General features: G+C 63.8%; 17 protein-coding genes. 9 read left to right on the top strand and 8 right to left on the bottom strand.

Features of this window, described 5'->3' with window-relative positions:
- Positions 1 to 74 precede the first annotated feature (74 nt).
- On the top strand, positions 75 to 1,931 hold the full coding sequence (locus QQ992_RS27360; RefSeq protein WP_286111769.1) for an acetyl-CoA hydrolase/transferase C-terminal domain-containing protein: 1,857 nt from the start codon (positions 75 to 77) through the stop codon (positions 1,929 to 1,931).
- Positions 1,932 to 2,051: 120 nt separating this feature from the next.
- Here the strand turns inward: QQ992_RS27360 and QQ992_RS27355 are convergent, their stop codons facing one another.
- Entirely contained in the window at positions 2,052 to 2,624 is a 573-nt protein-coding gene (locus QQ992_RS27355; RefSeq protein WP_264311033.1) for a xanthine phosphoribosyltransferase, read from the bottom strand.
- A 65-nt stretch (positions 2,625 to 2,689) separates the two neighbouring features.
- Entirely contained in the window at positions 2,690 to 4,699 is a 2,010-nt protein-coding gene (rep, locus tag QQ992_RS27350; protein WP_012274805.1) for a DNA helicase Rep, read from the bottom strand.
- A gap of 296 nt (positions 4,700 to 4,995) precedes the next feature.
- Here rep and QQ992_RS27345 point away from each other — a divergent pair, with 296 nt between their 5' ends.
- Positions 4,996 to 6,660 carry a putative bifunctional diguanylate cyclase/phosphodiesterase gene (locus QQ992_RS27345; protein WP_286111767.1) on the top strand — a complete coding sequence of 555 codons (1,665 nt, stop codon included), beginning with the start codon at positions 4,996 to 4,998 and terminating at the stop codon, positions 6,658 to 6,660.
- A 121-nt stretch (positions 6,661 to 6,781) separates the two neighbouring features.
- Here QQ992_RS27345 and QQ992_RS27340 read toward each other — a convergent pair whose 3' ends face one another.
- Positions 6,782 to 8,170 carry a NorM family multidrug efflux MATE transporter gene (locus QQ992_RS27340; protein ID WP_286111764.1) on the bottom strand — a complete coding sequence of 463 codons (1,389 nt, stop codon included), beginning with the start codon at positions 8,168 to 8,170 and terminating at the stop codon, positions 6,782 to 6,784.
- 157 nt (positions 8,171 to 8,327) lie between these two features.
- On the opposite strand from QQ992_RS27340, the gene QQ992_RS27335 reads away from it, so the two are divergent.
- On the top strand, positions 8,328 to 9,257 hold the full coding sequence (locus QQ992_RS27335; protein ID WP_286111763.1) for a LysR substrate-binding domain-containing protein: 930 nt from the start codon (positions 8,328 to 8,330) through the stop codon (positions 9,255 to 9,257).
- 39 nt (positions 9,258 to 9,296) lie between these two features.
- Here QQ992_RS27335 and hglS read toward each other — a convergent pair whose 3' ends face one another.
- Both hglS and QQ992_RS27325 read right to left on the bottom strand, forming a co-directional pair.
- Positions 9,297 to 10,691, bottom strand: a complete 1,395-nt coding sequence (hglS, locus tag QQ992_RS27330) for a 2-oxoadipate dioxygenase/decarboxylase HglS (protein WP_286111762.1) — start codon at positions 10,689 to 10,691, stop codon at positions 9,297 to 9,299.
- A gap of 140 nt (positions 10,692 to 10,831) precedes the next feature.
- A complete protein-coding gene (locus QQ992_RS27325) occupies positions 10,832 to 11,722 on the bottom strand; it encodes a LysR family transcriptional regulator (protein ID WP_060498187.1) in 891 nt (296 codons plus the stop codon).
- Between the two features lie 136 nt (positions 11,723 to 11,858).
- On the opposite strand from QQ992_RS27325, the gene amaB reads away from it, so the two are divergent.
- On the top strand, positions 11,859 to 13,349 hold the full coding sequence (amaB, locus tag QQ992_RS27320) for an L-piperidine-6-carboxylate dehydrogenase (protein ID WP_016712672.1): 1,491 nt from the start codon (positions 11,859 to 11,861) through the stop codon (positions 13,347 to 13,349).
- A 166-nt stretch (positions 13,350 to 13,515) separates the two neighbouring features.
- Entirely contained in the window at positions 13,516 to 14,802 is a 1,287-nt protein-coding gene (amaA, locus tag QQ992_RS27315; protein WP_286111761.1) for an L-pipecolate oxidase, read from the top strand.
- A gap of 178 nt (positions 14,803 to 14,980) precedes the next feature.
- Here amaA and QQ992_RS27310 read toward each other — a convergent pair whose 3' ends face one another.
- Complete coding sequence (locus QQ992_RS27310; protein ID WP_286111760.1) at positions 14,981 to 16,408, bottom strand: mechanosensitive ion channel family protein; 1,428 nt, start codon at positions 16,406 to 16,408, stop codon at positions 14,981 to 14,983.
- A gap of 203 nt (positions 16,409 to 16,611) precedes the next feature.
- Between QQ992_RS27310 and ycaC the strand changes: the two genes are divergently transcribed.
- The 4 genes from ycaC (at position 16,612) to QQ992_RS27290 (ending at position 20,940) form a co-directional block, all read left to right on the top strand.
- Positions 16,612 to 17,241: an isochorismate family cysteine hydrolase YcaC gene (ycaC, locus tag QQ992_RS27305; RefSeq protein ID WP_286111759.1), complete on the top strand. Its 630-nt coding sequence runs from the start codon at positions 16,612 to 16,614 to the stop codon at positions 17,239 to 17,241.
- Between the two features lie 117 nt (positions 17,242 to 17,358).
- Positions 17,359 to 17,925: an antibiotic biosynthesis monooxygenase gene (locus tag QQ992_RS27300; RefSeq protein WP_286111758.1), complete on the top strand. Its 567-nt coding sequence runs from the start codon at positions 17,359 to 17,361 to the stop codon at positions 17,923 to 17,925.
- A 39-nt stretch (positions 17,926 to 17,964) separates the two neighbouring features.
- Complete coding sequence (locus tag QQ992_RS27295) at positions 17,965 to 18,783, top strand: alpha/beta fold hydrolase (protein ID WP_286111757.1); 819 nt, start codon at positions 17,965 to 17,967, stop codon at positions 18,781 to 18,783.
- Between the two features lie 315 nt (positions 18,784 to 19,098).
- Positions 19,099 to 20,940 (top strand): amidohydrolase, encoded by a 1,842-nt coding sequence (locus tag QQ992_RS27290; protein WP_274080303.1) that lies wholly within the window; start codon positions 19,099 to 19,101, stop codon positions 20,938 to 20,940.
- Positions 20,941 to 21,107: 167 nt separating this feature from the next.
- Here the strand turns inward: QQ992_RS27290 and QQ992_RS27285 are convergent, their stop codons facing one another.
- Complete coding sequence (locus QQ992_RS27285) at positions 21,108 to 22,706, bottom strand: MFS transporter (protein WP_286111756.1); 1,599 nt, start codon at positions 22,704 to 22,706, stop codon at positions 21,108 to 21,110.
- A 1-nt stretch (position 22,707) separates the two neighbouring features.
- Entirely contained in the window at positions 22,708 to 23,970 is a 1,263-nt protein-coding gene (locus tag QQ992_RS27280; RefSeq protein WP_286111755.1) for an OprD family porin, read from the bottom strand.
- Between the last annotated feature and the right edge of the window lie 188 nt (positions 23,971 to 24,158).

Genomic DNA, 24,158 nt, shown 5'->3' with positions numbered 1-24,158 from the left:
GCTCCAGTGCAGGCAACCAATTGCCGTAGGCCCATGTCCAACCCCTGAACCCATGGATGTCTCAGGAGGCCCCGATGTACCTCTGCGCCATCGACCAGGCTGTCGAGCAGGTCCTGTCCCGGCTGCCAGCCCATATCCATATGGGCCTGCCCTTGGGCCTGGGTAAACCCAACGCTTTCGTGAACGCCCTCTACGCCCGGGTGCGCGAACTGCCCGAGCGACAGCTGACCATTTACACCGCGTTGTCCCTCGGCCGCCCGCCACTGGGCGATGGCTTGCAACGGCGTTTTCTCGAACCCTTCGTCGAGCGCGTCTTCGCTGACTACGAAGACCTCACCTACCTCGCTGACCTGCGCAACGACAGCCTGCCGCCAAACATCCGCGTAGAGCAGTTTTTCATGCAGCCCGGCAGCCTGCTGCACAGCGAATCGGCCCAGCAGGACTACATCAGCAGCAACTACAGCCACGCCGCCCGGGACATCAATGCCAAGGGATTGAACCTGATTGCGCAACTGGTCGCCGCTACGCCCGAGAAGCCCATCCACCTAAGCCTGGCCTGCAACCCCGACATCACCCTCGACCTGCTGCCGATGATCGCCAAGCGCCGCGCGGCCGGCGAAACCATCCTGATGCTTGGCCAGGTACATACCGAACTGCCGTACATGCCCGGCGATGCAGAATTGCCCATCGATGCGTTCGACCTGCTGATCGATGAAGCCGAGCAGCGCCGGTTGTTCTCCACGCCGAACATGCCGGTCAACACCCAGGACCACTGCATTGGTTTGCATGCCAGCACGCTGGTGCGTGACGGCGGCACCTTGCAGATCGGCATCGGTGCCATGGGGGATGCAGTCGCTGCAGCGTTGCTGGCGCGCCAGGGTGACAACGCGGGCTACCGGGCCTTGCTCGACGAGCTGGATATCGGCCCGTGGCAGGCGCTGATTGAGCGGGAAGGGGGGCTGGAGACTTTTGCCGAAGGCCTGTACGGGTGCAGCGAGATGTTCGTTAACGGCCTGTTGGTGCTGGCCGAAGCGGGCTTGCTACGGCGCTCGGCCGATGAGCAGGGGCCGGTGTTGCATGGTGGCTTTTTCCTCGGGCCTCAGGCGTTTTACCAGCGGCTGAGGGAGATGCCGCTTGAGCAGCGTGCACGGTTTGCCATGACCCGTATCAGCTTCATCAACGAGCTGTACGGGCAGGAAGAACTCAAGCGCCACCAGCGGCGCGATGCGCGCTTCATCAACACGGCGTTCGGCATGACGCTGCTCGGTGCCGGGGTGGCCGATCAGCTGGAAGATGGCCGTGTGCTCAGCGGCGTGGGTGGGCAGTACAACTTCGTCGCCCAGGCCCATGCACTGGAAGGCGGGCGCTCGATTTTGCTGCTGCGCAGCTGGCGTGAGTCGGGCGGGGAGGTGACCTCGAACCTGTTCTGGACCTATGGCCACTGCACCATCCCCCGGCACCTGCGCGATATCGTGGTGACCGAGTACGGCATTGCCGACCTGCGTGGGCAGACCGACAGCGAGGTGATTGCGCGGTTACTGGCAGTGTGCGATTCGCGGTTCCAGCAGGGGCTGATCGAGCAGGCGAAAGAGGCCGGCAAGCTGCCCAGGGATTTTCAGCTGGATGCGCGCTATACCGACAATACGCCACAGCGGCTGGAGGCAATCCGGGCAAGGCATGCGCGGTTGTTTCCGGAGTATCCGATGGGGACGGACTTTACGGCTGAAGAGCGGGACCTGCTGCGGGCGCTGACCTGGTTGAAGAGCAAGTTCAAGCTGAGCGAGGTGCTGGAGTTGGGCAAGGCAGCGCTGGATGCGCCGGGGCCGGAGGGGTATGAGGGGCACCTGGAGCGGATGGGGCTGGATCGGCCGCAGGGGCTGAAGGAAGAGCTGTATCAACGGTTGTTGCTGGCAGGGTTATCGGCGACCTGAAGATTGCCGGGGCTGCTTTGCAGCCCTTTCGCGACACAAGGCCGCTCCTACAAAGGTTATGCGTTTTCCTGTAGGAGCGGCCTTGTGTCGCGATGGGCCGCAAAGCGGCCCTAGTGGGCATTACTCGATGAAGCTGACCACACCACCTTCCAGCGACTTCACCCGGGCCAGCGATTCAACGCGGTAGCCCTGGCTGTCCAGCTCGGCACGGCCGCCCTGGAACGACTTCTCGATCACGATACCCAGGCCCGCCACGGTGGCGCCGGCCTGCTTGATGATCGAGATCAGCGCCTGCGACGCCTTGCCGTTGGCCAGGAAGTCGTCGATCACCAGCACGCGGTCGCTGCTGTTGAGGTGGCGCGGCGAGATGGCCACGGTGTTTTCGGTCTGCTTGGTGAAGGAATACACCGAGGCGGTCAGCAGGTTCTCGGTCAGGGTCAGCGACTGGTGCTTGCGGGCAAAAATCACCGGCACGCCCAGCTTCAGGCCCGTCATCACCGCCGGGGCAATGCCCGAGGCTTCGATGGTGACGATCTTGGTCACGCCCGCATCAGCGTACAGGCGGGCGAACTCGTCACCGATCAGCTGCATCAGCGCAGGGTCGATCTGGTGGTTGAGAAACGCGTCGACTTTGAGAACCTGATCGGAAAGCACGATGCCTTCTTCGCGAATCTTCTGATGCAGTGCTTCCACTGTGGTATTCCTCGATGTAACAAAGGTGGCCGCTAAAAGCGGCAGAATTAAAGAGTAATGGTTGATCAGCGTTTGAGCATTGCCCGGATATCGGCCAAGGCGTTGTTGCCGCGAGCGGCCTTCACCTCGACCGGTGCATCGTCCAGGCCCTCCCAGGCCAGGTCGTCCGGTGGCAGTTCGTCGAGGAACCGGCTGGGCGTGCAGTCGATGATTTCACCGTACTGCTTGCGCTTGGCAGCGAAGGTGAAGGCCAGGGTCTGACGTGCGCGGGTGATGCCCACGTAGGCCAGGCGGCGTTCCTCTTCGATGGTGTCGGCCTCGATGCTGGAGCGGTGCGGGAGGATTTCCTCTTCCATGCCCATGATGAACACGTAGGGGAACTCCAGGCCCTTGGAGGCGTGCAGGGTCATCATCTGCACACCTTCGGCGTTCTCTTCCTCTTCCTGCTGGCGCTCGAGCATGTCGCGCAGCACCAGCTTGCCGATGGCGTCCTCGATGGTCATGTCACCCTCTTCATCCTTCTCGAGGGTGTTCTTCAGCGCTTCGACCAGGAACCAGACGTTGCTGATGCGGAAATCGGCAGCCTTGTCGCTGGCGGTCTGCTGGCGGATCCAGTTCTCGTAGTCGATGTCGCGGATCATCTCGTGCAGCGCGGCAATCGGGTCTTCCAGGGCAACCTTGTGGCGTACCCCGTCCAGCCAGTGCTTGAAGCGCTGCAAGCGCTCGGTGTAGCGGGCATCCAGGTGCTCGCCCAGGCCCAGCTCCTCGCTGGCGGCGTACATCGAAATGCCGCGCTCGGTGGAATAGTTGCCGAGCTTTTCCAGGGTGGTGGAGCCGATTTCCCGGCGCGGTACGTTGATGACGCGCAGGTAGGCGTTGTCATCGTCCGGGTTCACCAGCAGGCGCAGGTACGCCATCAGGTCCTTGACCTCCTGGCGACCGAAGAAGCTGTTGCCGCCCGACAGGCGATACGGCACCTGGTGGTGCTGCAGCTTCAGCTCGATCAGCTTGGCCTGGTAGTTGCCACGGTAAAGGATGGCGAAGTCGCTGTACGGGCGGTTGGTGCGCAGGTGCAAGGTGAGGATTTCCATGGCCACGCGTTCGGCCTCGGCTTCCTCGTTCTTGCAGCGGATCACGCGGATCTCGTCGCCCACGCCCATCTCGCTCCACAGCTGTTTCTCGAACGCGTGCGGGTTGTTGGCGATCAGCACGTTGGCACAGCGCAGGATGCGGCTGGTGGAGCGGTAGTTCTGCTCCAGCATGACGATCTTCAGGGAGGGGTAGTCCTCCTTGAGCAGCATCAGGTTTTCGGGGCGGGCACCGCGCCAGGCGTAGATCGACTGGTCGTCGTCACCCACCACGGTGAACTGGTTGCGCATGCCGATCAGCATCTTTACCAGCAGGTACTGGCTGGCGTTGGTGTCCTGGTATTCGTCCACCAGCAGGTAGCGCACGCGGTTCTGCCAGCGCTCCAGCACCTCGGGGTGCTCCTGGAACAGCTTGACCGGCTGCAGGATCAGGTCGTCGAAGTCCACTGCGTTGAACGCCTTGAGCGTGCGCTGGTAGTGGGTATAGACGATGGCGGCGGTCTGCTCGCGCGGGTTGCGCGCCTTTTCCAGGGCTTCGGGCGGCAGGATCAGGTCGTTCTTCCAGGCACCGATCATGTTCTTGATCTCGTCGATGCCGTCGTCGCCGGAGTATTCCTTCTGCATGATGTCCGACAGCAACGCCTTGATGTCGGACTCGTCGAAGATCGAGAAGCCCGGCTTGTAGCCCAGGCGCTCGTGCTCCTTGCGGATGATGTTCAGGCCCAGGTTGTGGAAGGTACACACCGTAAGGCCGCGGCCTTCCCCCGGACGCAGCAAGGTGCCGACACGCTCCTTCATCTCGCGCGCGGCCTTGTTGGTAAAGGTCATCGCCACGATGTACTGGGCACGGATGCCGCAGTTCTGGATCAGGTGGGCAATCTTGCGCGTGATCACGCTGGTCTTGCCCGAACCTGCACCGGCGAGCACCAAAAGAGGGCCGCCGACGTAGTCACGGGCTTCCTGCTGCCGGGGATTGAGTCGGGACATGCTAGAAACCGGGGGTCGCCAGAAAATAGCCGCGCATTCTAACAGGCATGGGGCCGTTATGGCGCGACCGTCTGACGTCTGAGTCAGACTTTTGTCCGGCCTACTATTAGTGCGACTAATCCTAGCACCTGAAAAAATCATATTTGCCGGTTCGGCTCGTTTCGAGCAGGATGCACGACAAAATACGTCGGGATGCTACGCCCGTAAAAACATGTATAAAAGTGAAAATCATTTTCATTAAATGCAGTAGCATACCCGCCAGTTATCGTTGCACCGTGAAGCCCTAAGGAGTCCGCTTGTCCACGCCTGTCGAACCTTTGCGTTTGCTGCTGTTGGCTGATGAGCCGGAATGGGCCGCCTTGTTGCACGCTTGCATGCCTGCCCTGAGCGGCAGCGCCGTGCTGCTCACCGCCCCGAACTGGGAATCCGTCGACAGCCTGTTCAGCAATGATCGCCAGGCTGTGGTAATGGCAACCCCGGCTCAGCAGCCCGTGCCCGGGCGCTGCGACCTGCCGACCATCCTGCTGCTCGACCACGAGCCCGAGGTGGCGCCCACGGCCGTCAGCGACTGGCTGGTACGCGGCCAGCTCAATGCCGATACCTTGCGCCGCTCGCTGCGTCATGTACGTGAGCGTGGTGTGCTGGTGGCCACCTTGCAGCGCCTGGCTGAGCAGGACCCCCTGACCGGCATCGCCAACCGCCAAGGCTTCCAGGCCTTGCTGACTGCGCGCCTGGCCGAAAACGAAGGCCGTGGCGTTGCCTTGGGCCACCTGGACCTGGACAACTTCCGCCACGTCAACGATGCCCTCGGCCATCAGAGCGGCGACCGGCTGATCCTGCAGGTGGTGGCGCGGCTGCAAAACCAGCTGGAGGCGGGTGACCAGCTGGCCCGCCTGGGCAGCGACGAGTTTGCCCTGCTGATCGACACCCGCCGCGATGCCAACCGCGCCGAATGGATTGCCGAGCGTATCGTCGAAGCCTTGGCCGAACCCTACTGGATTGACGGCGAAAGCCTGCTGCTGGGCTGCAGCCTGGGCCTGGCCCATGCCCGCGCCCAAGCGGGGGCCGACCCTTTGATGTGGCACGCCCACATCGCCATGCGCCAGGCCAAGGGCAGCCAAGGCTGCACCTTCCATGTGTTCAACGAGCGCATCAACCGCAATGCCCGTAGCCTGGCCGACCTGGAAAGCGAGCTACGCCGCGCCCTGCGCCGTGATGAGCTGGAGCTGCACTATCAGCCACGGCTTGACCTGGCGGACGGGCGCATCGTTGGCCTGGAGGCGCTGGTGCGCTGGCGCCATGCCGAGCGCGGGCTGCTGCCGCCCAGCGAGTTCGTGCCGTTGGCCGAGCAAAGTGGCCTGATCGTGCCGCTGGGTTACTGGGTGATTTCCCGGGCGCTGCGCGACATGCAGGCGCTGTGCGAGCGCGGCCTGGAACCGCTGCACATGGCGGTCAACCTCAGCTTCCGCCAGTTCCAGGACAGCCAGCTGCTGGCCACCCTGAGCCGCCTGATCATCGAGCATGGCGTGGATGCCCGTTGGCTGGAGTTCGAGCTGACCGAAACGGCAGTCATGCGCCGCAACGAACTGGTGCGCCAGACCATGGACGCCCTTGGCCGTCTGGGTGTGCGCTTCTCGCTCGACGATTTTGGCACCGGGTTCTCTTCGTTCGTGCACCTCAACAGCCTGCCGATCACCTTGCTCAAGGTAGACCGCAGCTTTGTGGCCGAAATGGAAATGCGCGAGGAAAACCGCAAGCTGGTGCATGCCATGATCAACCTGGCGCACAACCTCAACCTGGAGGTGGTGGCCGAGGGGGTGGAGAGTGAAGCGCAACTGGCCTTGTTGCGAGGGTTTGGTTGTGATCAGGTGCAGGGCTTCCTGGTCAGCAAGCCGCTGCCGGTGGATGAGTTGATCGAATTCTTGCTGGGCTGCACCAAGCCGAAACTGGTTAGCCTTTGAGATTGTAGGGGAGGGCTTCGCCCTCCATCGCGACACAAGGCCGCTCCCACATTAACGGCGTATACAGGACCATGTGGGAGCGGCCTTGCGTCGCGAAAGGGCTGCAGAGCAGCCCCGGCAATCACACAGACACTGCCGACCTGTCAGCTAAACCAGCCTTCCCCAACAGCCGCTTCATCCGCCACTCAAAGCCAAAGGACAACGCCACCGCCGCACACGCCAGCCCCAGCGCCAGCCCCCACCAGATCCCGACCGCCCCGGCGCCCAGGTTGAATGCGAACAGCCACGCACTCGGCGCTCCCACCAGCCAGTAGCACACCAGCCCGATCAGGAAGGTGGTCTTGGCATCCTTCAGCCCGCGGATCGAGCCCATGGCAATCGTCTGCATGCCATCGAACAGCTCGAACCACGCCGCCACCATCAGCAACTGCACGGCCACCTGGAAGATCGCCGCAAAGGCCGGGTCGTTACGGTCGATAAACAGCCCCACCAGTGCTTCGGGCAGCAGCAGGAACAGCGCGGCGAAGGCAAACATGATCATCGCCCCGAAGCCAATGCCCACGCGCCCGGCGCTGCGCGCCGCCAGCAGGTTGCCAGCGCCGTAATACAAGCCCACCCGCATGGTCACTGCATACGACAGCCCCGTCGGCACCATGAATGCCGTGGACACGATCTGCAGGGCGATCTGGTGCGCGGCCAGCTCGGTACTGCCCAGCACGCCCATGCACAGCGCGGCGAAGGCGAACAGGCCCACTTCCACCATGTAGGTACCGCCAATTGGCAGCCCCAGACGCCACAGCTCGCGCAGTGCTGGCAGCGACGGGCGCGACAGGCCCTTGCGCAGTGGGTAGGCGGCATAGGCCGAGTGCCAGCGGATATACAGCGCCAGCGCGATAGCCATGCCCATCGACACCACTGCGGTGACCAGGCCGATGCCCATCAGGCCCAGCTTGGGCAGGCCGAACATGCCCTCGATCAGCGCCACGTTGAACAGGTAGTTGAGCACCGTGCCGACCAGGCTGATGACCATCACCGGGGTCGAGCGCCCCAGTGCACTGGTGAAGCCGCGCAACGCCATGAACGTCAGGTAGCCGGGCAGGGCCAGTGGCAGCAGCGTGAGGAATTCGGCCGCCGAGGCCACGTTCTCGGGCTTTTGCCCGAACAGCAGCAACACTGGCTCCAGGTTCCACAGCACCAGCGCGGCGAACAGTGCCAGGCCCCATGCCAGCCACAGGCCGCTCTGCGCCAGTCGGGTCGCACCTTCGATATCGTTGGCACCCTTGCGAATCGCCACCAGGGTGCCGACTGCGGCGATCACACCCAGGCAGAAGATCGACACGAACGAGTAGCTGGCCGCACCCAGACCGCCACCGGCCAGGGCCTGCGGGCTGATGCGGGCCATCATCAGGGTGTCGGTCAGCACCATCAGCATGTGCGCCAACTGCGAGGCAATCAGCGGCCCGGCCAGGCGCAGCAAAGCCTTGAGTTCTGTGGTGGGCGCGACGTGCATGAGGGCTGTCCTTCTTCCTGAGGTGATGAACGAACGGCGATTCTGAGGCTTTGGTCAACTTTGCACAAAAGGATAAAAGCGATCATTGGCATGAGTCTGACTCATGTATATATGCTTCTTGGTGATCCGCTCCACAGCCCCGTATGGCAGGTGCCTCATGTCCCGTCAGCTTCCTCCGTTGTATGCCCTTCGCGCATTCGAAGCCGCCGCACGGCTAAGTTCCTTCACCCGTGCCGGTGAGGAACTGTCGATCACTCAGAGCGCGATCAGCCGGCATGTCCGCACGCTGGAGGATCACTTCGCCTGCCGCCTGTTCGTGCGCAGTGGTCGCAACCTGCAACTGACCGAGGCCGCACGGGTATTGCTGCCAGGCGTTCGCGAAGGCTTCGCGGCGCTGGAGCGGGCCTGCGATACCTTGCGCGGTGAAGACGACATCCTGCGCATGAAGGCCCCCTCGACCCTGACCATGCGCTGGTTGCTGGCGTGCTTGAGCCGTTTCCGTCACCTGCAGCCAGGCAATGAAGTACAGCTGACCAGTGCCTGGATGGACGTTGACCATGTGGACTTCAACCAGGAACCGTTCGATTGCGCGGTGTTGCTCAGCGACGGGGTGTTCCCGCCGGACTGGGAGGTGCGCAAGCTGTTCCCGGAGTTGCTGATACCGGTGGGGGCGCCAGACCTGCTGGAAAAAGGGCCGTGGGACGAGCACCGGCTGGCCTCTATCGAGCTGCTGCACCCCACGGTGGACAAGCGCGACTGGCGAGAGTGGCTGGAGCGCATGGGGTTGAGCGACAAGGTTTCGCTCAAGGGCGGGCAGGTGTTCGACACCCTGGAGCTGGGCATGATTGCGGCGGCGCGCGGGTACGGGATTTCCATGGGCGATTTGCTGATGGTGGCCGAGGATGTGGCGCAGGGGCGTTTGAGCCTGCCCTGGCCGACGGCGGTGCCCAGTGGAATGGATTATTACCTGGTGTGGCCGCGTACACGGCCAGGGGGTGAGCGGTTGCGGCGGTTGAGCGGGTTTCTGGAGGAAGAGGTGGCGGCGATGGATTTGCCGGATGTGGAAATCCTGCCGCCCATAGTTTGAACCTCTGGGGCCGCAAAGCGGCCCCGGCAATCCAAAGCCTTACATCGAGCCCAGGTTCAACGCCTGCGCACAGGCCTGCAGCGACCGGCGTTCACTTTGCGCATACAGCGCCAGCTCATCCTGCACCTGCAACCCCAACGCCGCTTCAAAGGCATCGCGGTTGGCATTGCTGCCATATTCGGCCTGCGCATCGTCGCCCAGGTTGGACTGGAAGATGCCCGCCGCGCTCACTGGCAGGAAGTCCTCGTACACCAGCGCCTCGAAGTGCACATGGCCTGCGTCGATCAGCCCTTGCAGGGTGGTCGGGCGGCCTTCCTGGTCACGCGCAGCCAGGCCTTTCTCGGTCGCGAAGTAGCGGAAGTATGCCAGGCCCTGTTCACGCATCTGCGCCAGGTCGTCCGGGAATGCTGCGAAGGTTTCTTTCAGCAGCGACATGTAACGCTCGGCGTTGGCCTCGGCCGGTGCGCCACCCAGGGCAGCGCGGGTGGCATCGAGCAGCTTGTCGTACAGCTGGCGACCCTTCGGCGTCAGCGCCGCACCGCGTTGTTCGATCTCGCCGAAACGGGCGGTGTGGCTGCCTTCGCTGCCCTGCTGGTCGCTGAATGCGACCTTTTCCTGCAAGGCCTTGAAGCTGGTCTGGCGCAGCAGGATCGGGTGGCGACGGGTAGGCGGGCCTTCGACCACGGCCTTCGGCGGGATGCCTTTGGCCGGCATGCCGACCTGGATCGCATCGATGTCCAGGGTACGTGGGGTCAAGTGGTTGATGTGCGGGCCCTTGAAGGCTACCACATCGGCGATCAGGCGGTGCTGGTCGTGCAACTGCTGGTACTGCTCGGCGGTGACGGTGGCGTCATGGTGCCAGCGGAAGGTGTGCAACGCTTCCTGCACGAACGCCCCGGCATCTGCGGCGTTCAGCCCGCCATCGCGCTCGCTCTGGGCGATCAGTTCGAGGGCGCGGCTGGTGAAGATCTGGCGCTTGGCCAGGATGCCCTGTGCCAGCTCGCGCAGTTGCGGGTTGTCGATCAGCTCCAGGCGCAGCAGCGAGGTGAACACACGGAACGGGCTGACATGCAGCGACTGTTCATGCACGGCGCGGAAGGCGGTGGAGTGTACCGGCACGCCAGCAGAGCTCAGGTCGTAGTAGCCGACCGGCTCCATACCCATGACGGCAAACAGGCGGGCGATGGTGGCCAGCTCTTCGGCGGTGCCAACGCGGATGGCGCCATGGCGTTCCTGGTCCAGTCGCTCGATTTCCCCGGTCCAGCGCAGGGCCTCGGCAACCTTGGGCTGCTGGGCCATGACCTGCTGGTTGATTTCGCTCACCAGCTCCAGCAGCGTGCCGTACAGGGGCACTTCCTGTTTGTACATGAGCGACATGGCGGCAGAGAACTGCGCGCGAATGCTGTCTGGGCTGACGAAATCGTGGGCGGGCATCGCTAGCTTCCTGGTTGGGTTCGGACGCTTACATGAAAGCTGGGAATGCACTTGGCTCACAAGCGAAAAAAAGTGAGTGTGTCATTCCTTTTTTGATCGACCTTGAGGGCCCTTTCGCGGGTTCGCCTGCGAAGAGGCCCTCAAGCCTGAAGCTGCTCGTGAATCCACTCCACCAATGCCCTTACCTTGGGCACCTCCGCCGCATGCTCGGCATACGCCAAATAATGCGCCCCCGCACTGCGCATCGCATGGTTCCAAGGCACCACCAAACTCCCCTCGGCCAGCTCCTTCGCTGCCAGGTAACGCGGCACCAGCGCCACCCCGCACCCGGCCTGCGCCGCGCTCAAGGCCATATAGAACGTATCGAAGCGTGGCCCGTGGTAAGCGCTGACGCTTTGCAGGTCCTGCTCCAGGAACCACTCATGCCAAGCCTCCGGTCGCGACGTGCTCTGCAACAGCACAAGGTCGGCCAGCTCTGCGGCATCGCCCAGTGTGCGCCCGGCCAGCAGCTCCGGCGCGCACACCGGCACCACCTCTTCGCGAAACAGCTCCACGCAGGTAGCCCCGGGCCACGTCCCCTGGCCATAGAAGAACACCACGTCCGCCGAGCCCTGCAACAGGGCAAACGGCTCCATCTCGTTGCGGATATCGAGGTGAATATTGCTGTGCCGCTTACCAAAACCCTTCAGATGCGGAATCAACCAGCGCACGCCAAAACTCGGTTGAGTGGCTACCTTCAATATCTCGGTCTGCTCGCCGTAGGTGAGTACGTAGCGGCTGGACATGTCCACCTGGGTGAGGATCTTGTTGACTTCGGCCAGGTACAGGCTGCCGGCCGGCGTCAGTTGCAGGCGTCGGCGAATGCGCAGGAACAGGTGGTGGCGCAGCATGTCTTCAAGCTGCGCCACCTGCTTGCTGACCGCACTCTGGGTCAGGTGCAGCTCTTCGGCGGCACGGGTAAAGCTCAAATGGCGGGCTGCAGCTTCAAAGCACTGCAGGGCGGTCATGGAGGGCACCAGGCGTTTGGACATAGCGGTCTCTGCGGCTCAAATCATTACCTGACGGAATGATATGCGGAATAAAGGTCGTTTGTTGTACCTATGTGATCGGATTAATACTGATCCACATCATTTTTCCACCCCATCACCCGATGTAGGAGAAGCACAAATGGTTGCTGGATTGCTCGAGCGCCTTGGCGTTGCCGCCGAGGCTTACACCCAGGGCGACTACCCTGTTCACACGCCGATCGACGGCAGCCAGATCGCCTCGGTGAAACTGCTCGGCAAGGCCGAGACCATCGCCCGTATCGACCAGGCCCAAAGCGCCTTCGAAGCCTGGCGCACCGTGCCGGCCCCGCGCCGTGGCGAACTGGTGCGCCTGTTCGGCGAAGTGCTGCGTGAGCACAAGGCCGACCTGGGTGAACTGGTATCGATCGAAGCCGGCAAGATCACCCAGGAAGGCCTGGGCGAAGTACAGGAAATGATCGACATCTGCGACTTCGCCGTTGGCCTGTCGCGCCAGCTGTACGGCCTGACCATCGCCTCCGAGCGCCCAGGCCACCACATGCGTGAAACCTGGCACCCGCTGGGCGTGGTCGGCGTGATCAGCGCCTTCAACTTCCCGGTTGCTGTCTGGGCCTGGAACACCGCCCTGGCCCTGGTGGCCGGTAACTCGGTGGTGTGGAAGCCTTCTGAGAAAACCCCGCTCACCGCCCTGGCTTGCCAGGCGCTGTTCGAAAAAGCTCTGAAAGCCTTCGGCGACGCCCCGGCTGGCCTGGCCCAACTGGTGATCGGCGGCCGTGAAGCCGGCGAAGCCATGGTCGACGACCCGCGCGTGCCGCTGGTCAGCGCCACCGGCAGCACCCGCATGGGCCGTGAAGTGGGCCCACGTGTTGCTGCCCGTTTCGGCCGCAGCATCCTCGAACTGGGCGGCAACAACGCCATGATCCTGGCCCCGAGCGCCGACCTGGACCTGGCCGTGCGCGGCATCCTGTTCTCGGCTGTCGGCACCGCCGGCCAGCGTTGCACCACCCTGCGCCGCCTGATCGTGCACCGCTCGATCAAGGACGAAGTGGTTGCCCGCGTCAAAGCTGCCTACGGCAAAGTGCGCATCGGCGACCCACGCAAGGACAACCTGGTCGGCCCGCTGATCGACAAGCTGTCGTTCGATGCCATGCAGGGCGCGCTGGCCAAGGCCCGCGACGAAGGTGGTCAGGTATTTGGTGGCGAGCGTCAGCTGGCCGACCAGTACCCGAACGCCTACTACGTGTCGCCTGCCATTGCCGAAATGCCGGCGCAGAGCGACGTGGTGCGCCACGAAACCTTCGCCCCGATCCTGTACGTGCTGGCCTACGACGACTTCGAAGAGGCCCTGCGCCTGAACAACGAAGTGCCACAAGGCCTGTCGTCGTGCATCTTCACCACCGACATTCGTGAAGCCGAGCGCTTCCAGAGTGCTTCGGGCAGCGACTGCGGTATCGCCAACGTCAACATCGGCACCAGCGGCGCCGAGATCGGCGGTGCGTTTGGTGGCGAGAAGGAAACCGGCGGTGGTCGTGAGTCGGGTTCGGATGCCTGGAAAGGCTACATGCGTCGCCAGACCAACACCGTGAACTACTCGCGCGAGCTGCCGCTGGCGCAGGGTATCGTGTTCGACTGATGGTTTGATGCTGCATGGCCGGGGGCGATGCCCCCGGTTCGCGGGTAAACCCGCTCCCACAGGATCCCCACAGATTTCGAAACCTGTGAGGTCCCTGTGGGAGCGGGTTTACCCGCGAATGGGCCGCCACGCGGCCCCAACAAGAACAAATTGCTGGAGCCGGGCCATGTCCGAACTGCGTCAAGAATGCTTGTGGGAATTCGTCAGCAAACCGACCGTCGCCGCCCAGGCCCTGGCCGGTGAGCACAAGGCCGATGTTTGCGTGATCGGTGGCGGCATTACCGGCCTGTCGGCGGCCATCCACCTGCTCGAACAGGGCAAGTCGGTGATCCTGCTGGAGGCCTGGAAGATCGGCCACGGCGGCTCCGGGCGCAACGTGGGCCTGGTCAACGCCGGCACCTGGATCCGCCCTGACGACGTCGAGGCCACCCTCGGCCAGAAGCAGGGCAGCCGCCTGAACAAAGTGCTCGGCGAAGCCCCGGCTGAAGTGTTCGCCATGATCGAGCGCCTGGGCATCGACTGCCAGGCCCAGCACAAAGGCACGCTGCACATGGCGCACAACGCCACCGGCATCGCCGACCTTGAGGCCCGTCACGAACAATGGCGCCGCCGCGGTGCCGACGTGGAGCTGCTGACCGGCGCCCAGTGCCAGGAATACTGCGGTACCAACAAGATTTCCGCCGCGCTGCTCGACCGCCGCGCCGGCACCATCAACCCCATGGGTTACACCCAGGGCCTGGCGGCTGCCGTGGCGCGTCTGGGCGGCAAGCTGTTCCAGCAGTCTTCGGTCGAAGGCCTGGAGCGTGATGGCGATGCCTGGCGGGTGAAGACCGCACGTGGCTCGGTGCGCGCCGACAAGGTGGTGATTTCCACCGGTGCCTACACCGAAGGCGACTGGAGCAATCTGCAGAAGCAGTTCTTCCGTGGGTACTACTACCAGGTGGCGTCCAAGCCGTTGCAGGGCGCAGCAGCCGACAAGGTGCTGCCGCATGGTCAAGGCTCGTGGGACACCCGCACTGTGCTCAGCAGCATTCGCCGCGACGACCAGGGCCGTCTGCTGCTTGGCAGTCTGGGCCGGGTCGACAACAAGCCGGCGTGGTTCGTGCGCAGCTGGGCAGACCGGATCCAGAGCCACTACTACCCGGAGCTGGGCAAGGTCGAGTGGGAAATGCACTGGACGGGCTGCATCGATTTCACCCCTGATCACCTGATGCGCCTGTTTGAGCCGGCGCCGGGGCTGGTGGCGGTGACCGGTTATAACGGGCGGGGTAACACCACCGGCACCGTGATTGGCCGGGCGTTTGCCGAGTTCCTGCTGAAGGGGGAGGCGGATAGCCTGCCGATTCCGTTCTCGCCGATGACCGGCGTGAGCGCGCCTTCGCTGCGCACCGCGTTCTATGAGTCCGGGTTCTCGCTTTACCACGCGGGGCAGTGCCTGAGAGTTGTCCTGTAAGACAGACACTGTTTTTTGTAGGAGCGGCCTTGTGTCGCGAAAGGGGCGCGCAGCACCCCCAACATTTCAGCTTCGCCGCATAAATTGCTGGGGCCGCTTTGCGGCCCTTTCGCGACACAAGGCCGCTCCTACACGGACCGCGTGATGCCGAAAATGACAGGTTTGGGCCAGCACTGGCTTACTTGTGCAACCAGCTAAGGAAGCCGCCTTTCTTGATCAAAGCCGGCTTCTGCAGCAACAACGACTCCCGGCTCTGGCGCCGGAACCGCTGCAACTTGCTCAATGCCGTCTGCACCTCGCCACGCTGCTGCAAACAGCTCTTCACCTGTTCCTTGTCGATCCGGTACAGCACGCAGCTGGTCAGCGTGCGGAACTCGGCCAGCGAATCCTCTTCATCGATGATGCCCTCGATCCCCAGCACCTCACCCGGCCCCATGCGCCCGGCTTCGACCAACTTGTCGCCATCGCGCACCGATGCCGAGATGACCCCGCTGCCAATCACCAACAGGTGATCGGAATGCTCGCCAACGCCCAGGATCACCTGATCCGCCAGGTACTCCACCGCCGTCATGCGCTGGCTCAGCGTATCGCGCTCTTCATCGCTTAGCGAGCGGAACACCCGCACCTCGTCCAGTACTTCGCGCTGGCGGCTGCGCGGCGGCAGGGCCAGGTCCACGTTCCACATCACCCCGCTGGCCTCCAGGTGCCGGTGCGCGAGGTCGAACAGCTGGTTGCGCGCGTCGCCCTTGGCGCCTGCGTCGGCCACGAAACCGCTGGCCTCGTACTCCACGGATTCCAGCGTCGAGGCCTTCACCGTCACTTTCGGCTTTGGGGTCTCAAGAATGGCACTGACGCCCTGCAGGGCCTTTTCCAGTGCATCGAACACCCGCTTAGGCCGCACCTTGGCCGGCACCACCACGCTGATCGACACCCCATGCACATCGGCCGGGCGGCTGTGGTTGAGCAGCCGGGCCTTGGCCGCTACCGAGTTGGGGATCACCGCCAGGCTGCCAGTGCCGGTCAGCAGGCGTGTGGCGCGCCAGTCGATGTCCAGCACCTTGCCCTCGGTGCCGTCGATGGAGATGGAGTCGCCAATCTGGTAGGGCCGCGTGGTGTTCAGCACGATGCCGCTGAACACGTCGGCCAGGGTGCTTTGCAGCGCCAGGCCGATGACGATGGCCATGACCCCGGAGGTGGCCAGCAGGCCTTTCACCGGCAGTTGCATCACATAGCCGGCGGCAGCCACCACAGCGGCGAGGAAGATCAGCGCCCCCAGCACATCCTGCAGCAACCGCCCGCCATGGCTGCCACGGGCCACCAGCAGCAGGCCGAACACCACCGTGACCGTGCGTGCGCCAAACAGCCACCAGCCGATGGCCAATACCGTGGCCATCAGGTTGCGCGACACATCGTCGGGCCAGGGCGGCGGTTGCAGCGGGCTCATGCCAGCGGCCACCAGCACCGAGCTGAACAGCAGGAACAGCACCAGGCGCGTGCCGATGCGCCAGGCACGGCGCTGGATGGGGATCAGTTGCCAGAGCACGAGGTCGAGCAGGATCAGGGTGGTACCGAGCAACAACGGGGACGACTGGATGAACGCCAGCATGGAGGTCTCGGGGATGAGGGGAGGGCTGTGGGTAGTAATAGAGCAGGTAGCCCGGCAAATCCACTGCCAATTTGTCGTTCTTTAAATAGAACGCTAAAGCCAAAAATAGCTATCTACCGCTCCAAAGGTGATGGTTTTAATCTTCTCCCATCAACGCGAAACACCCCACTTACTGAACATCAAAACCCTTAGGAGCAACGACCATGACCAACTTCAAATACAACCGCCTGAACAAAGACGACGCCGCTGTCCTGCTGGTCGACCACCAGGCTGGCCTGCTGTCCCTGGTCCGCGACATCGAGCCGGACGCGTTCAAGAACAACGTGCTGGCCCTGGCCGACCTGGCCAAGTTCTTCAACCTGCCGACCATCCTCACCACCAGCTTCGAACAAGGCCCCAACGGCCCGCTGGTGCCCGAACTGAAAGCGCTGTTCCCGGATGCCCCGTACATTGCCCGCCCAGGCCAGATCAACGCCTGGGACAACGAAGACTTCGTCAAGGCCGTGAAAGCCACCGGCAAGAAGCAGCTGATCATCGCTGGCGTAGTGACTGAAGTGTGCGTTGCCTTCCCGGCCCTGGCCGCGCTGGAAGAAGAGTTCGACGTATTCGTGGTCACCGATGCCTCCGGCACCTTCAACGCCATGACCCGTGACGCTGCCCACGACCGCATGAGCCGGGCCGGTGCGCAGCTGATGACCTGGTTCGGCGTGGCCTGTGAGCTGCACCGCGACTGGCGCAACGACATCGAAGGCCTGGCCGCGCTGTGCTCCAACCACATCCCGGACTACCGCAACCTGATGACCAGCTACAACGCCTTCAACGCCGGCAAGTAAGCCAAACCGCCCCGGGCACCGCCAGTCGGTGCCCGCCAAGGGCAGCACACCCATCCAATCCTCCGCCCGTCCGCCGTTGCACAGTGGATGCGGGCAAGCTCATCCCAAGGAACGCCGATGAACACCGCACTCCAAGACAACCGCAACGTGGTGACGCTGGTCATTCAGCACAAGGTCCGCGCCGCCTCGCTGGCAGATTACGAAGCATGGCTCAAGCGCACGGTCAGTACCGCGCGGCGCCAGCCGGGGCACCTGGACGTCAACGTCATCCGTCCCGATGACGGCGGGCTGCACTTCACCACCGTGGTGCGTTTTGCCGACGCCACGCGACTGCAGGCCTGGGTCAACTCGGGCGAGCGCCAGGCGCTGGTCAATGAGGTGCTACCGCTGCTTGAAGGCGGTGACAACACCCAGGTGCACGATGACCCGGAGTTCTGGTTCACCCCGCCGAGCACTACGGCGGCGCAACCGCCGCGCTGGAAGCAGGCGCTGCTGACCTACCTGGTGATCTGCCCGATGACCATGGTCATTCCGCAACTGTTGGCGCCGCTGTTCGCACGCTTCCCGCAGCTGGGCGGCCCGATCACCGGCAACCTCATCGTCAACCTGTTCGTCATCCTGCCCGTGGTGTTCTACATCATGCCTTGGGTAACCCGCCGCTGCGCCAACTGGCTACGCGGCTGAGCCACGCCTTCACCTCGACACTTTCAAGGAGATACCGTTATGAGCACCTTCGTTACCCGCGATGGCACTTCGATCTATTTCAAGGACTGGGGCAGCGGCAAGCCCGTGCTGTTCAGCCACGGCTGGCCGCTGGATGCCGACATGTGGGATTCGCAGATGGAGTTCCTGGCCAGCCGAGGCTACCGCGCCATCGCCTTCGACCGCCGGGGCTTCGGCCGTTCGAGCCAGCCGTGGAACGGTTACGACTACGACACCTTTGCCGATGACATTGCCCAGCTGATCGAACACCTCGACCTGCGCGACGTCACCCTGGTGGGCTTCTCGATGGGTGGCGGTGATGTCAGCCGCTACATCGCCCGCCACGGCAGCGAGCGGGTGGCCGGGCTGGTGTTGCTGGGGGCTGTGACGCCAGTATTCGGCAAGCGTGACGACAACCCTGAGGGTGTCGACCTGTCGGTGTTCGAGGGTATCCGTGCCGGCCTGCGTGCCGACCGCGCCCAGTTCATCGCCGACTTTGCCACGCCGTTCTATGGCCTGAACCATGGGCAGCAGGTGTCTCAGGGCGTGCAGACGCAAACGCTGAACATCGCACTGATGGCGTCGATCAAGGGCACCCTGGATTGCGTGACGGCGTTCTCCGAAACCGACTTCCGCCCGGACATGGCCAAGGTCGATGTGCCGACGCTGGTGATTCATGGTGACGACGACCAGATCGTGCCGTTCGAAACCACCGGCAAGCAGGCGGCAGAGCTGATTCGCGGGGCTGAGCTGAAGGTGTATGCCGGTGCGCCGCACGGGTTTGCGGTGACCCATGCGCAGCAGCTGAATGAGGATTTGCTGGCGTTCCTCCAGCGTTAATTGTGGGATGCATTCGCGGGTTTACCCGCGAAGAGGCCAGCCCTGGCAGCACAACTGTTGATCAGGGCTAACCTTCTACAGCCCACCGCACATCCATCCAAGCCCTGACCCAGCATCAACCGGCATGCTCCGCAGTTGCGCCTGCCGCTGCCGCACCCAGAGACGGAGAACACCATGTCCCAGGACCGCAACGACAAGACCCGTCGCCAGTTCCTCGCCACCAGCACCGTGCTCGGTGCCGCCGGCGCGCTCTGGTCCGCATTGCCCTTCACCGGCCAAGCCGGTTCCGCTCACGCATCCACCCAAGGAGGTTCCATGACCGCCGACCTGATTCTGTTCAACGGCAAACTGCACACCGTTGACCGCGAAAAGCCTACTGCGACCGCCGTCGCCATCAAGGATGGCCGCTTCATCGCCGTGGGCAACGACGCCGAGGCCATGGCCCACAAGGGCGCCACCACGCAAATCGTCGACCTCAAGCAGCGCACGGTCATTCCCGGCCTGAACGACTCGCACCTGCACCTGATCCGCGGTGGCCTGAACTACAACCTGGAACTGCGCTGGGAAGGCGTGCCATCGGTGGCCGATGCCCTGCGCATGCTCAAGGACCAGGCCGCGCGCACGCCGACCCCGCAGTGGGTGCGTGTGGTGGGTGGCTGGAACGAATTCCAGTTCGCCGAAAAGCGCATGCCTACCCTGGAAGAAATCAACCAGGCCGCGCCCGATACCCCGGTGTTTCTGCTGCACCTGTATGACCGCGCGCTGCTCAACCGCGCCGCGCTCAAGGCCGTCGGCTACACCAAGGAAACGCCGAACCCGCCGGGTGGCGAGATCCAGCGGGACAAGTTCGGTAACCCGACCGGCATGCTCATCGCCCGCCCCAACGCGATGATCCTCTACGCCACCCTGGCCAAAGGGCCGAAGCTGCCGCTGGAATACCAGGTCAACTCCACCCGCCAGTTCATGCGTGAACTCAACCGCCTGGGCCTGACCAGCGCCATCGACGCTGGCGGCGGCTACCAGAATTTCCCCGACGACTACTCGGTGATCCAGGAGCTGGCCGACAATAACCAGCTGACCGTGCGCATCGCCTACAACCTGTTCACCCAGAAGCCCAAGGAAGAGCTGGACGACTTCAAGAAGTGGACCTCCAGCGTCAAGTTGCACAGCGGCACCGACTTCCTGCGCCACAACGGCGCGGGTGAAATGCTGGTGTTCTCCGCTGCCGACTTCGAGGACTTCCTCGAGCCGCGCCCGGACCTGCCGCAAACCATGGAAGAAGAACTGGAACCGGTGGTGCGCCACCTGGTCGAGCAGCGCTGGCCGTTCCGCCTGCACGCCACCTACAACGAATCGATCACGCGCATGCTCGACGTGTTCGAGAAGGTCAACCGCGACATCCCGTTCAACGGCCTGCCGTGGTTCTTCGACCACGCCGAAACCATCACGCCACAGAACATCGAGCGCGTGCGTGCCCTGGGCGGTGGTATCGCCATTCAGGACCGCATGGCCTTCCAGGGTGAGTACTTCGTCGACCGCTACGGTGCCAAGGCCGCCGAGCAGACCCCGCCGATCAAGCGCATGCTCGACATGGGCGTGCCGGTCGGTGCCGGTACCGATGCTACCCGCGTGTCCAGCTACAACCCGTGGACCTCGCTGTACTGGCTGGTCAGCGGCAAGACCGTTGGCGGCATGGAGCTGTACCCTGAAGGCCTGAGCCGCGACACCGCGCTGCAACTGTTCACCCAAGGCAGTGCCTGGTTCTCCAGCGAGCAGGGCAAGAAAGGCCAGATCAAGGTGGGCCAGCTGGCTGACCTGGCGGCGCTGTCGCTGGACTTCTTCAGCGTTGATGAAGAGGCGATCAAGGGCATCGAGTCGGTGCTGACCATCGTCGATGGCAAGGTGGTGTACGCTGCCGGCGAATTTGATCGCCTTGGCCCACCGCAGGTGCCAGTGCTGCCAGAGTGGTCGCCCGTAGCTAAGGTGCCAGGGCACTGGCGCGTGGGTACGCCTTCGCTGGCGGCCGCCGTGCATCAGTGCTCGGGGCCGTGCGGGGTACATGCGCACAGTCATGACAAAGCGCGTAAATCGAGTGTGCCGGTCAATGACTTCCAGGGCTTCTGGGGGGCGCTGGGTTGCTCGTGCTTTGCTTTCTAAGCTGAGCTGATGTGAAGAAGGGGGCCAGTGTTTGGCCCCTTTTTTTATTCCTTCAGTGTGGGCCTCTTCGCGGGCAAGCCCGCTCCCACAGGTACTGCACAGCCCTCAGGACCTGCGCGGTCCCTGTGGGAGCGGGCTTGCCCGCGAAGAGGCCGGAAAAGCCAACATCAGTGGTGAGCCTTGTGCTCCCCGCCTGCCAGCAGATGCCGAATCTTCACCTCAACCCCATCCGTCTGCAGCATCCGCACCCGCGCCTCGATCTTCAGCTCACCCCGGGTCACCCGATGGTGATGCCGCAAATGCTCCAGCCACGACTCTTCGAAGAAAAACTCCAGCCAAAGCGCCGGGTCTGCACTGTCGCGCATCAATCCCCAGGACAGTGCCCCATTGCGCTTGCGCATGGCTTCCAGTTCCCGCGCCGCCAGCTGGAAAGCCTCGGCCTTGGCCGGGTCGATGTGATACTCCACCGTCACCATCACCGGCCCGCTTTCCTTGTCCATGTCATCGTTCAGCACCGGAACAGGCCAGTGCAACGACGGCGTCAGCTCTTCGGCTTCGGTTTCCGGCAGGGTCACCTTGCAGGTCAGCAACGTGCCCAGGCCCAGGCCACCCGCCGCCAGCAGCAGGCTCAAGGTGATCGACGCATGGCTGGCCAGAGTGCCCCACAGCAACCCGCCACACGCCATGGCACCAAAGAAAATCAGGATGTACACCGACAACGCCCGCGCCCGCACCCAGGCCGGCACCGAGGTTTGCGCCGCCACCTGCAGGTTGGACAGCACCGCGATCCACGCCGCCCCGCTGAGCAGCATCGCCGGCAGCAGCACATAGAAGTTGCGCACAAGCGCCAGCGCCAGCAGGAACAGCGCATACAGCAGGCTGGCGAACAGCACCAGGCGGTCGCGGCTGATGCGTTCGCGCAGGCGCGGCAGCAGGGTGGCGCCGGCCACCGCGCCAATGCCGATGGCCGCCAGCAGCAAGCCGAAGTCGGCAGCAGTGCCGTGCATTTCGCCGCGCACGATCAGTGGCAGCAGCGAGGTGCCGGCGCTGGCGCAGAAGAAGAACGCTACAGCCCGCAACAGCACGGCCTGCAAGGGTTTGGCACTGCGCGCGAAGCGCAGGCCGGTGCGCATGGCGCCCACGAAGCGCTCGGCTGGCAGCAGCGGCTCCTTCACCTCGCGTTTCCACAGGAACAACACCAGGATCACCCCGGCAAACGAAATGGCGTTCAAGGCAAAGGTCAGCCAGGGGCCGACCATGCTCACCACCACGCCGGCCAAGGCCGGGCCAATGGCGCGAGACACGTTGATGCCCACACTGGAGATGGCCACCGCGTTGGCCAGGTCTTCCTTGCCCACCAGCTCCGGTGTCAGTGCGCTCCAGGCCGGCATCATCAACGCCGTACCGATGCCCAGTGCCAGGGTCAGCACCAGCAGCAAGGTCACGTTCATCAGCCCAAGCAGGGTCAGGGCTGCCAGCACCACGGCCACGGCAGACATCCACAGCTGCACCAGCAACAGGTAGCGGCGCTTGTCGACGATATCCGCCGCCGCGCCCGCTGGCAGGGCCAGGAAGAACATCGGCAGTGAGCCGGCCACCTGGATCAGCGCCACGTGCAGCGGGCTGGCCGACAGCGTGGTCATCAACCAGCCGGCGCCCACCTCGTGCATCCAGGTGCCGATGTTGGAGGCGATGGTGGCGATCCACAGCATGCGGAAGGTGGTGTTGCGCAACGGGCTCCAGGCGCCTGAAGGGGATGTGCTCATGTCAGAAGCTGCCTTTGAGTGGGTATTCGATGATCAGGTAGATACGGTCGATGTCATCGCCGGCCTGGGCCTGGTTGGCGCGGTGGCTTACATGGGAGAACGACAGGCTCAAGTCTTTGGCGGCGCCCGACTGCACCACGTATTTCAGGTCGATGTCGCGCTCCCAGTGCCTGCCGCCGTCGCCGTACTGGCCAACGTAGGCGCCGCTGGCCGGTGCATGGCTGCCGTCGATGCCACGGCCGCTGACGTAGCGGCCCATCAGGCTCAGGCCGGGGAGGCCGAGGGTGGCGAAGTTGAGGTCGTAGCGCAGTTGCCACGAACGCTCGCCCGGGCCGTTGAAGTCGGCGTACTTGATCGAGTTGGCCAGATAGATGGAGTCGCCGCCAACGAAGTCGAACGGGGTGTCGCCCTCGACCTTCTGATAGGCCAGGCTCAGCGCCTGGGCGCCGAAGCTGTATTTGGCCAGCAGGCTGTAGGCGAGGGTGTCGATTGCCCCGGCACTGGCATTGCCGGTGTCGCGGGTTTTGTAGAGGTTGCCGTCCACGCGCCAGTTGCCTTCGGCCAGGTTCAGGTTGAGGTAGGCCTGGCGCCAGGTGTCTTGCAGTTGACCGGCATACAGCGCGCCACCAAACGGGCCTGCGGGTGCGAAGGTGGCGCCGGCCAGGCTGATGGCGCGGTTGTGGGTGGTGGCGCCATAGCCGCTGAAATCATCGTGGGTGGAGCTGTTGTCCTGGTTGTTGAAGGCGCTGAAACGCCCGGCTTGCAGGCGCCAGTCGGGCAGGTCGGTGTTTTCCACCAACCAGCCGGTGGCGTATTCCGGGTGCAGGCGTTTGTCGCCAGTGTCGAACACCGGGGTTTCCACGTTCATTTCGCCGTAGCGCAACTGGGTGTTGCCCAGGCGCAGCTTGAGCGCGGCACCGGCGCTGGAGTAGTCGGATTCGGCGCGGCCATTGCTGTCGCGTGGCAGCAAACCGGTGCCGGCATGGCCACGGCCGCCGTCAAGCTTCAGGCCAAGAAAACCGTGGGCGTCGATGCCCACGCCAACCGTGCCTTCAGTGAAGCCCGAACGGACCTCGCCGATGAAGCCCTGTGCCCATTCCTGGCGGTAGTTCTGGCCGCTGGCAGAGGGCGAGCGGAAGTCGCTGTGCAGGAAGTAGTTGCGGCTGAGCAACGACCAGCCAGGTTCATCGGCCTGGCTGAGCGCCGGGCAGAGGGCGAGGGTGGCGAGCAGGGCGCGGCCTGGTCCGTGAGTGGCGCGGATCATGGGGGGCTCCGGGGGATGATCCGGGATTGTGGAGCAAGGATAGGCCAGGGGTCTTGTAAGGGTGTGCTGGGCGGATCTGCTTTACCTGTGCCGGCCTCTTCGCGGGTAAACCCGCTCCCACAGGTACTGCACAGTCTCAGAATCTGCGCGATCCCTGTGGGAGCGGGTTTACCCGCGAAGAGGCCAGT

It is taken from the genome of Pseudomonas kurunegalensis (genome assembly GCF_030291635.1).
GTDB lineage: Bacteria > Pseudomonadota > Gammaproteobacteria > Pseudomonadales > Pseudomonadaceae > Aquipseudomonas > Aquipseudomonas monteilii.
Note: the sequence above shows the minus strand (reverse complement) of the source record. Positions and strands in the feature narration are given on the sequence as shown.

Coding starts and splice junctions, on each gene's coding strand:
- QQ992_RS27285 (WP_286111756.1), bottom strand. CDS start 22,706: ATGAGCACATCCCCTTCAGGCGCCTGGAGCCCGTTGCGCAACACCACC.
- QQ992_RS27340 (WP_286111764.1), bottom strand. CDS start 8,170: ATGCACGTCGCGCCCACCACAGAACTCAAGGCTTTGCTGCGCCTGGCC.
- QQ992_RS27325 (WP_060498187.1), bottom strand. CDS start 11,722: ATGTCCAAACGCCTGGTGCCCTCCATGACCGCCCTGCAGTGCTTTGAA.
- amaB (WP_016712672.1), top strand. CDS start 11,859: ATGGTTGCTGGATTGCTCGAGCGCCTTGGCGTTGCCGCCGAGGCTTAC.
- hglS (WP_286111762.1), bottom strand. CDS start 10,691: ATGCCCGCCCACGATTTCGTCAGCCCAGACAGCATTCGCGCGCAGTTC.
- QQ992_RS27335 (WP_286111763.1), top strand. CDS start 8,328: ATGTCCCGTCAGCTTCCTCCGTTGTATGCCCTTCGCGCATTCGAAGCC.
- rep (WP_012274805.1), bottom strand. CDS start 4,699: ATGTCCCGACTCAATCCCCGGCAGCAGGAAGCCCGTGACTACGTCGGC.
- QQ992_RS27360 (WP_286111769.1), top strand. CDS start 75: ATGTACCTCTGCGCCATCGACCAGGCTGTCGAGCAGGTCCTGTCCCGG.
- ycaC (WP_286111759.1), top strand. CDS start 16,612: ATGACCAACTTCAAATACAACCGCCTGAACAAAGACGACGCCGCTGTC.
- QQ992_RS27290 (WP_274080303.1), top strand. CDS start 19,099: ATGACCGCCGACCTGATTCTGTTCAACGGCAAACTGCACACCGTTGAC.
- QQ992_RS27280 (WP_286111755.1), bottom strand. CDS start 23,970: ATGATCCGCGCCACTCACGGACCAGGCCGCGCCCTGCTCGCCACCCTC.
- amaA (WP_286111761.1), top strand. CDS start 13,516: ATGTCCGAACTGCGTCAAGAATGCTTGTGGGAATTCGTCAGCAAACCG.
- QQ992_RS27295 (WP_286111757.1), top strand. CDS start 17,965: ATGAGCACCTTCGTTACCCGCGATGGCACTTCGATCTATTTCAAGGAC.
- QQ992_RS27310 (WP_286111760.1), bottom strand. CDS start 16,408: ATGCTGGCGTTCATCCAGTCGTCCCCGTTGTTGCTCGGTACCACCCTG.
- QQ992_RS27300 (WP_286111758.1), top strand. CDS start 17,359: ATGAACACCGCACTCCAAGACAACCGCAACGTGGTGACGCTGGTCATT.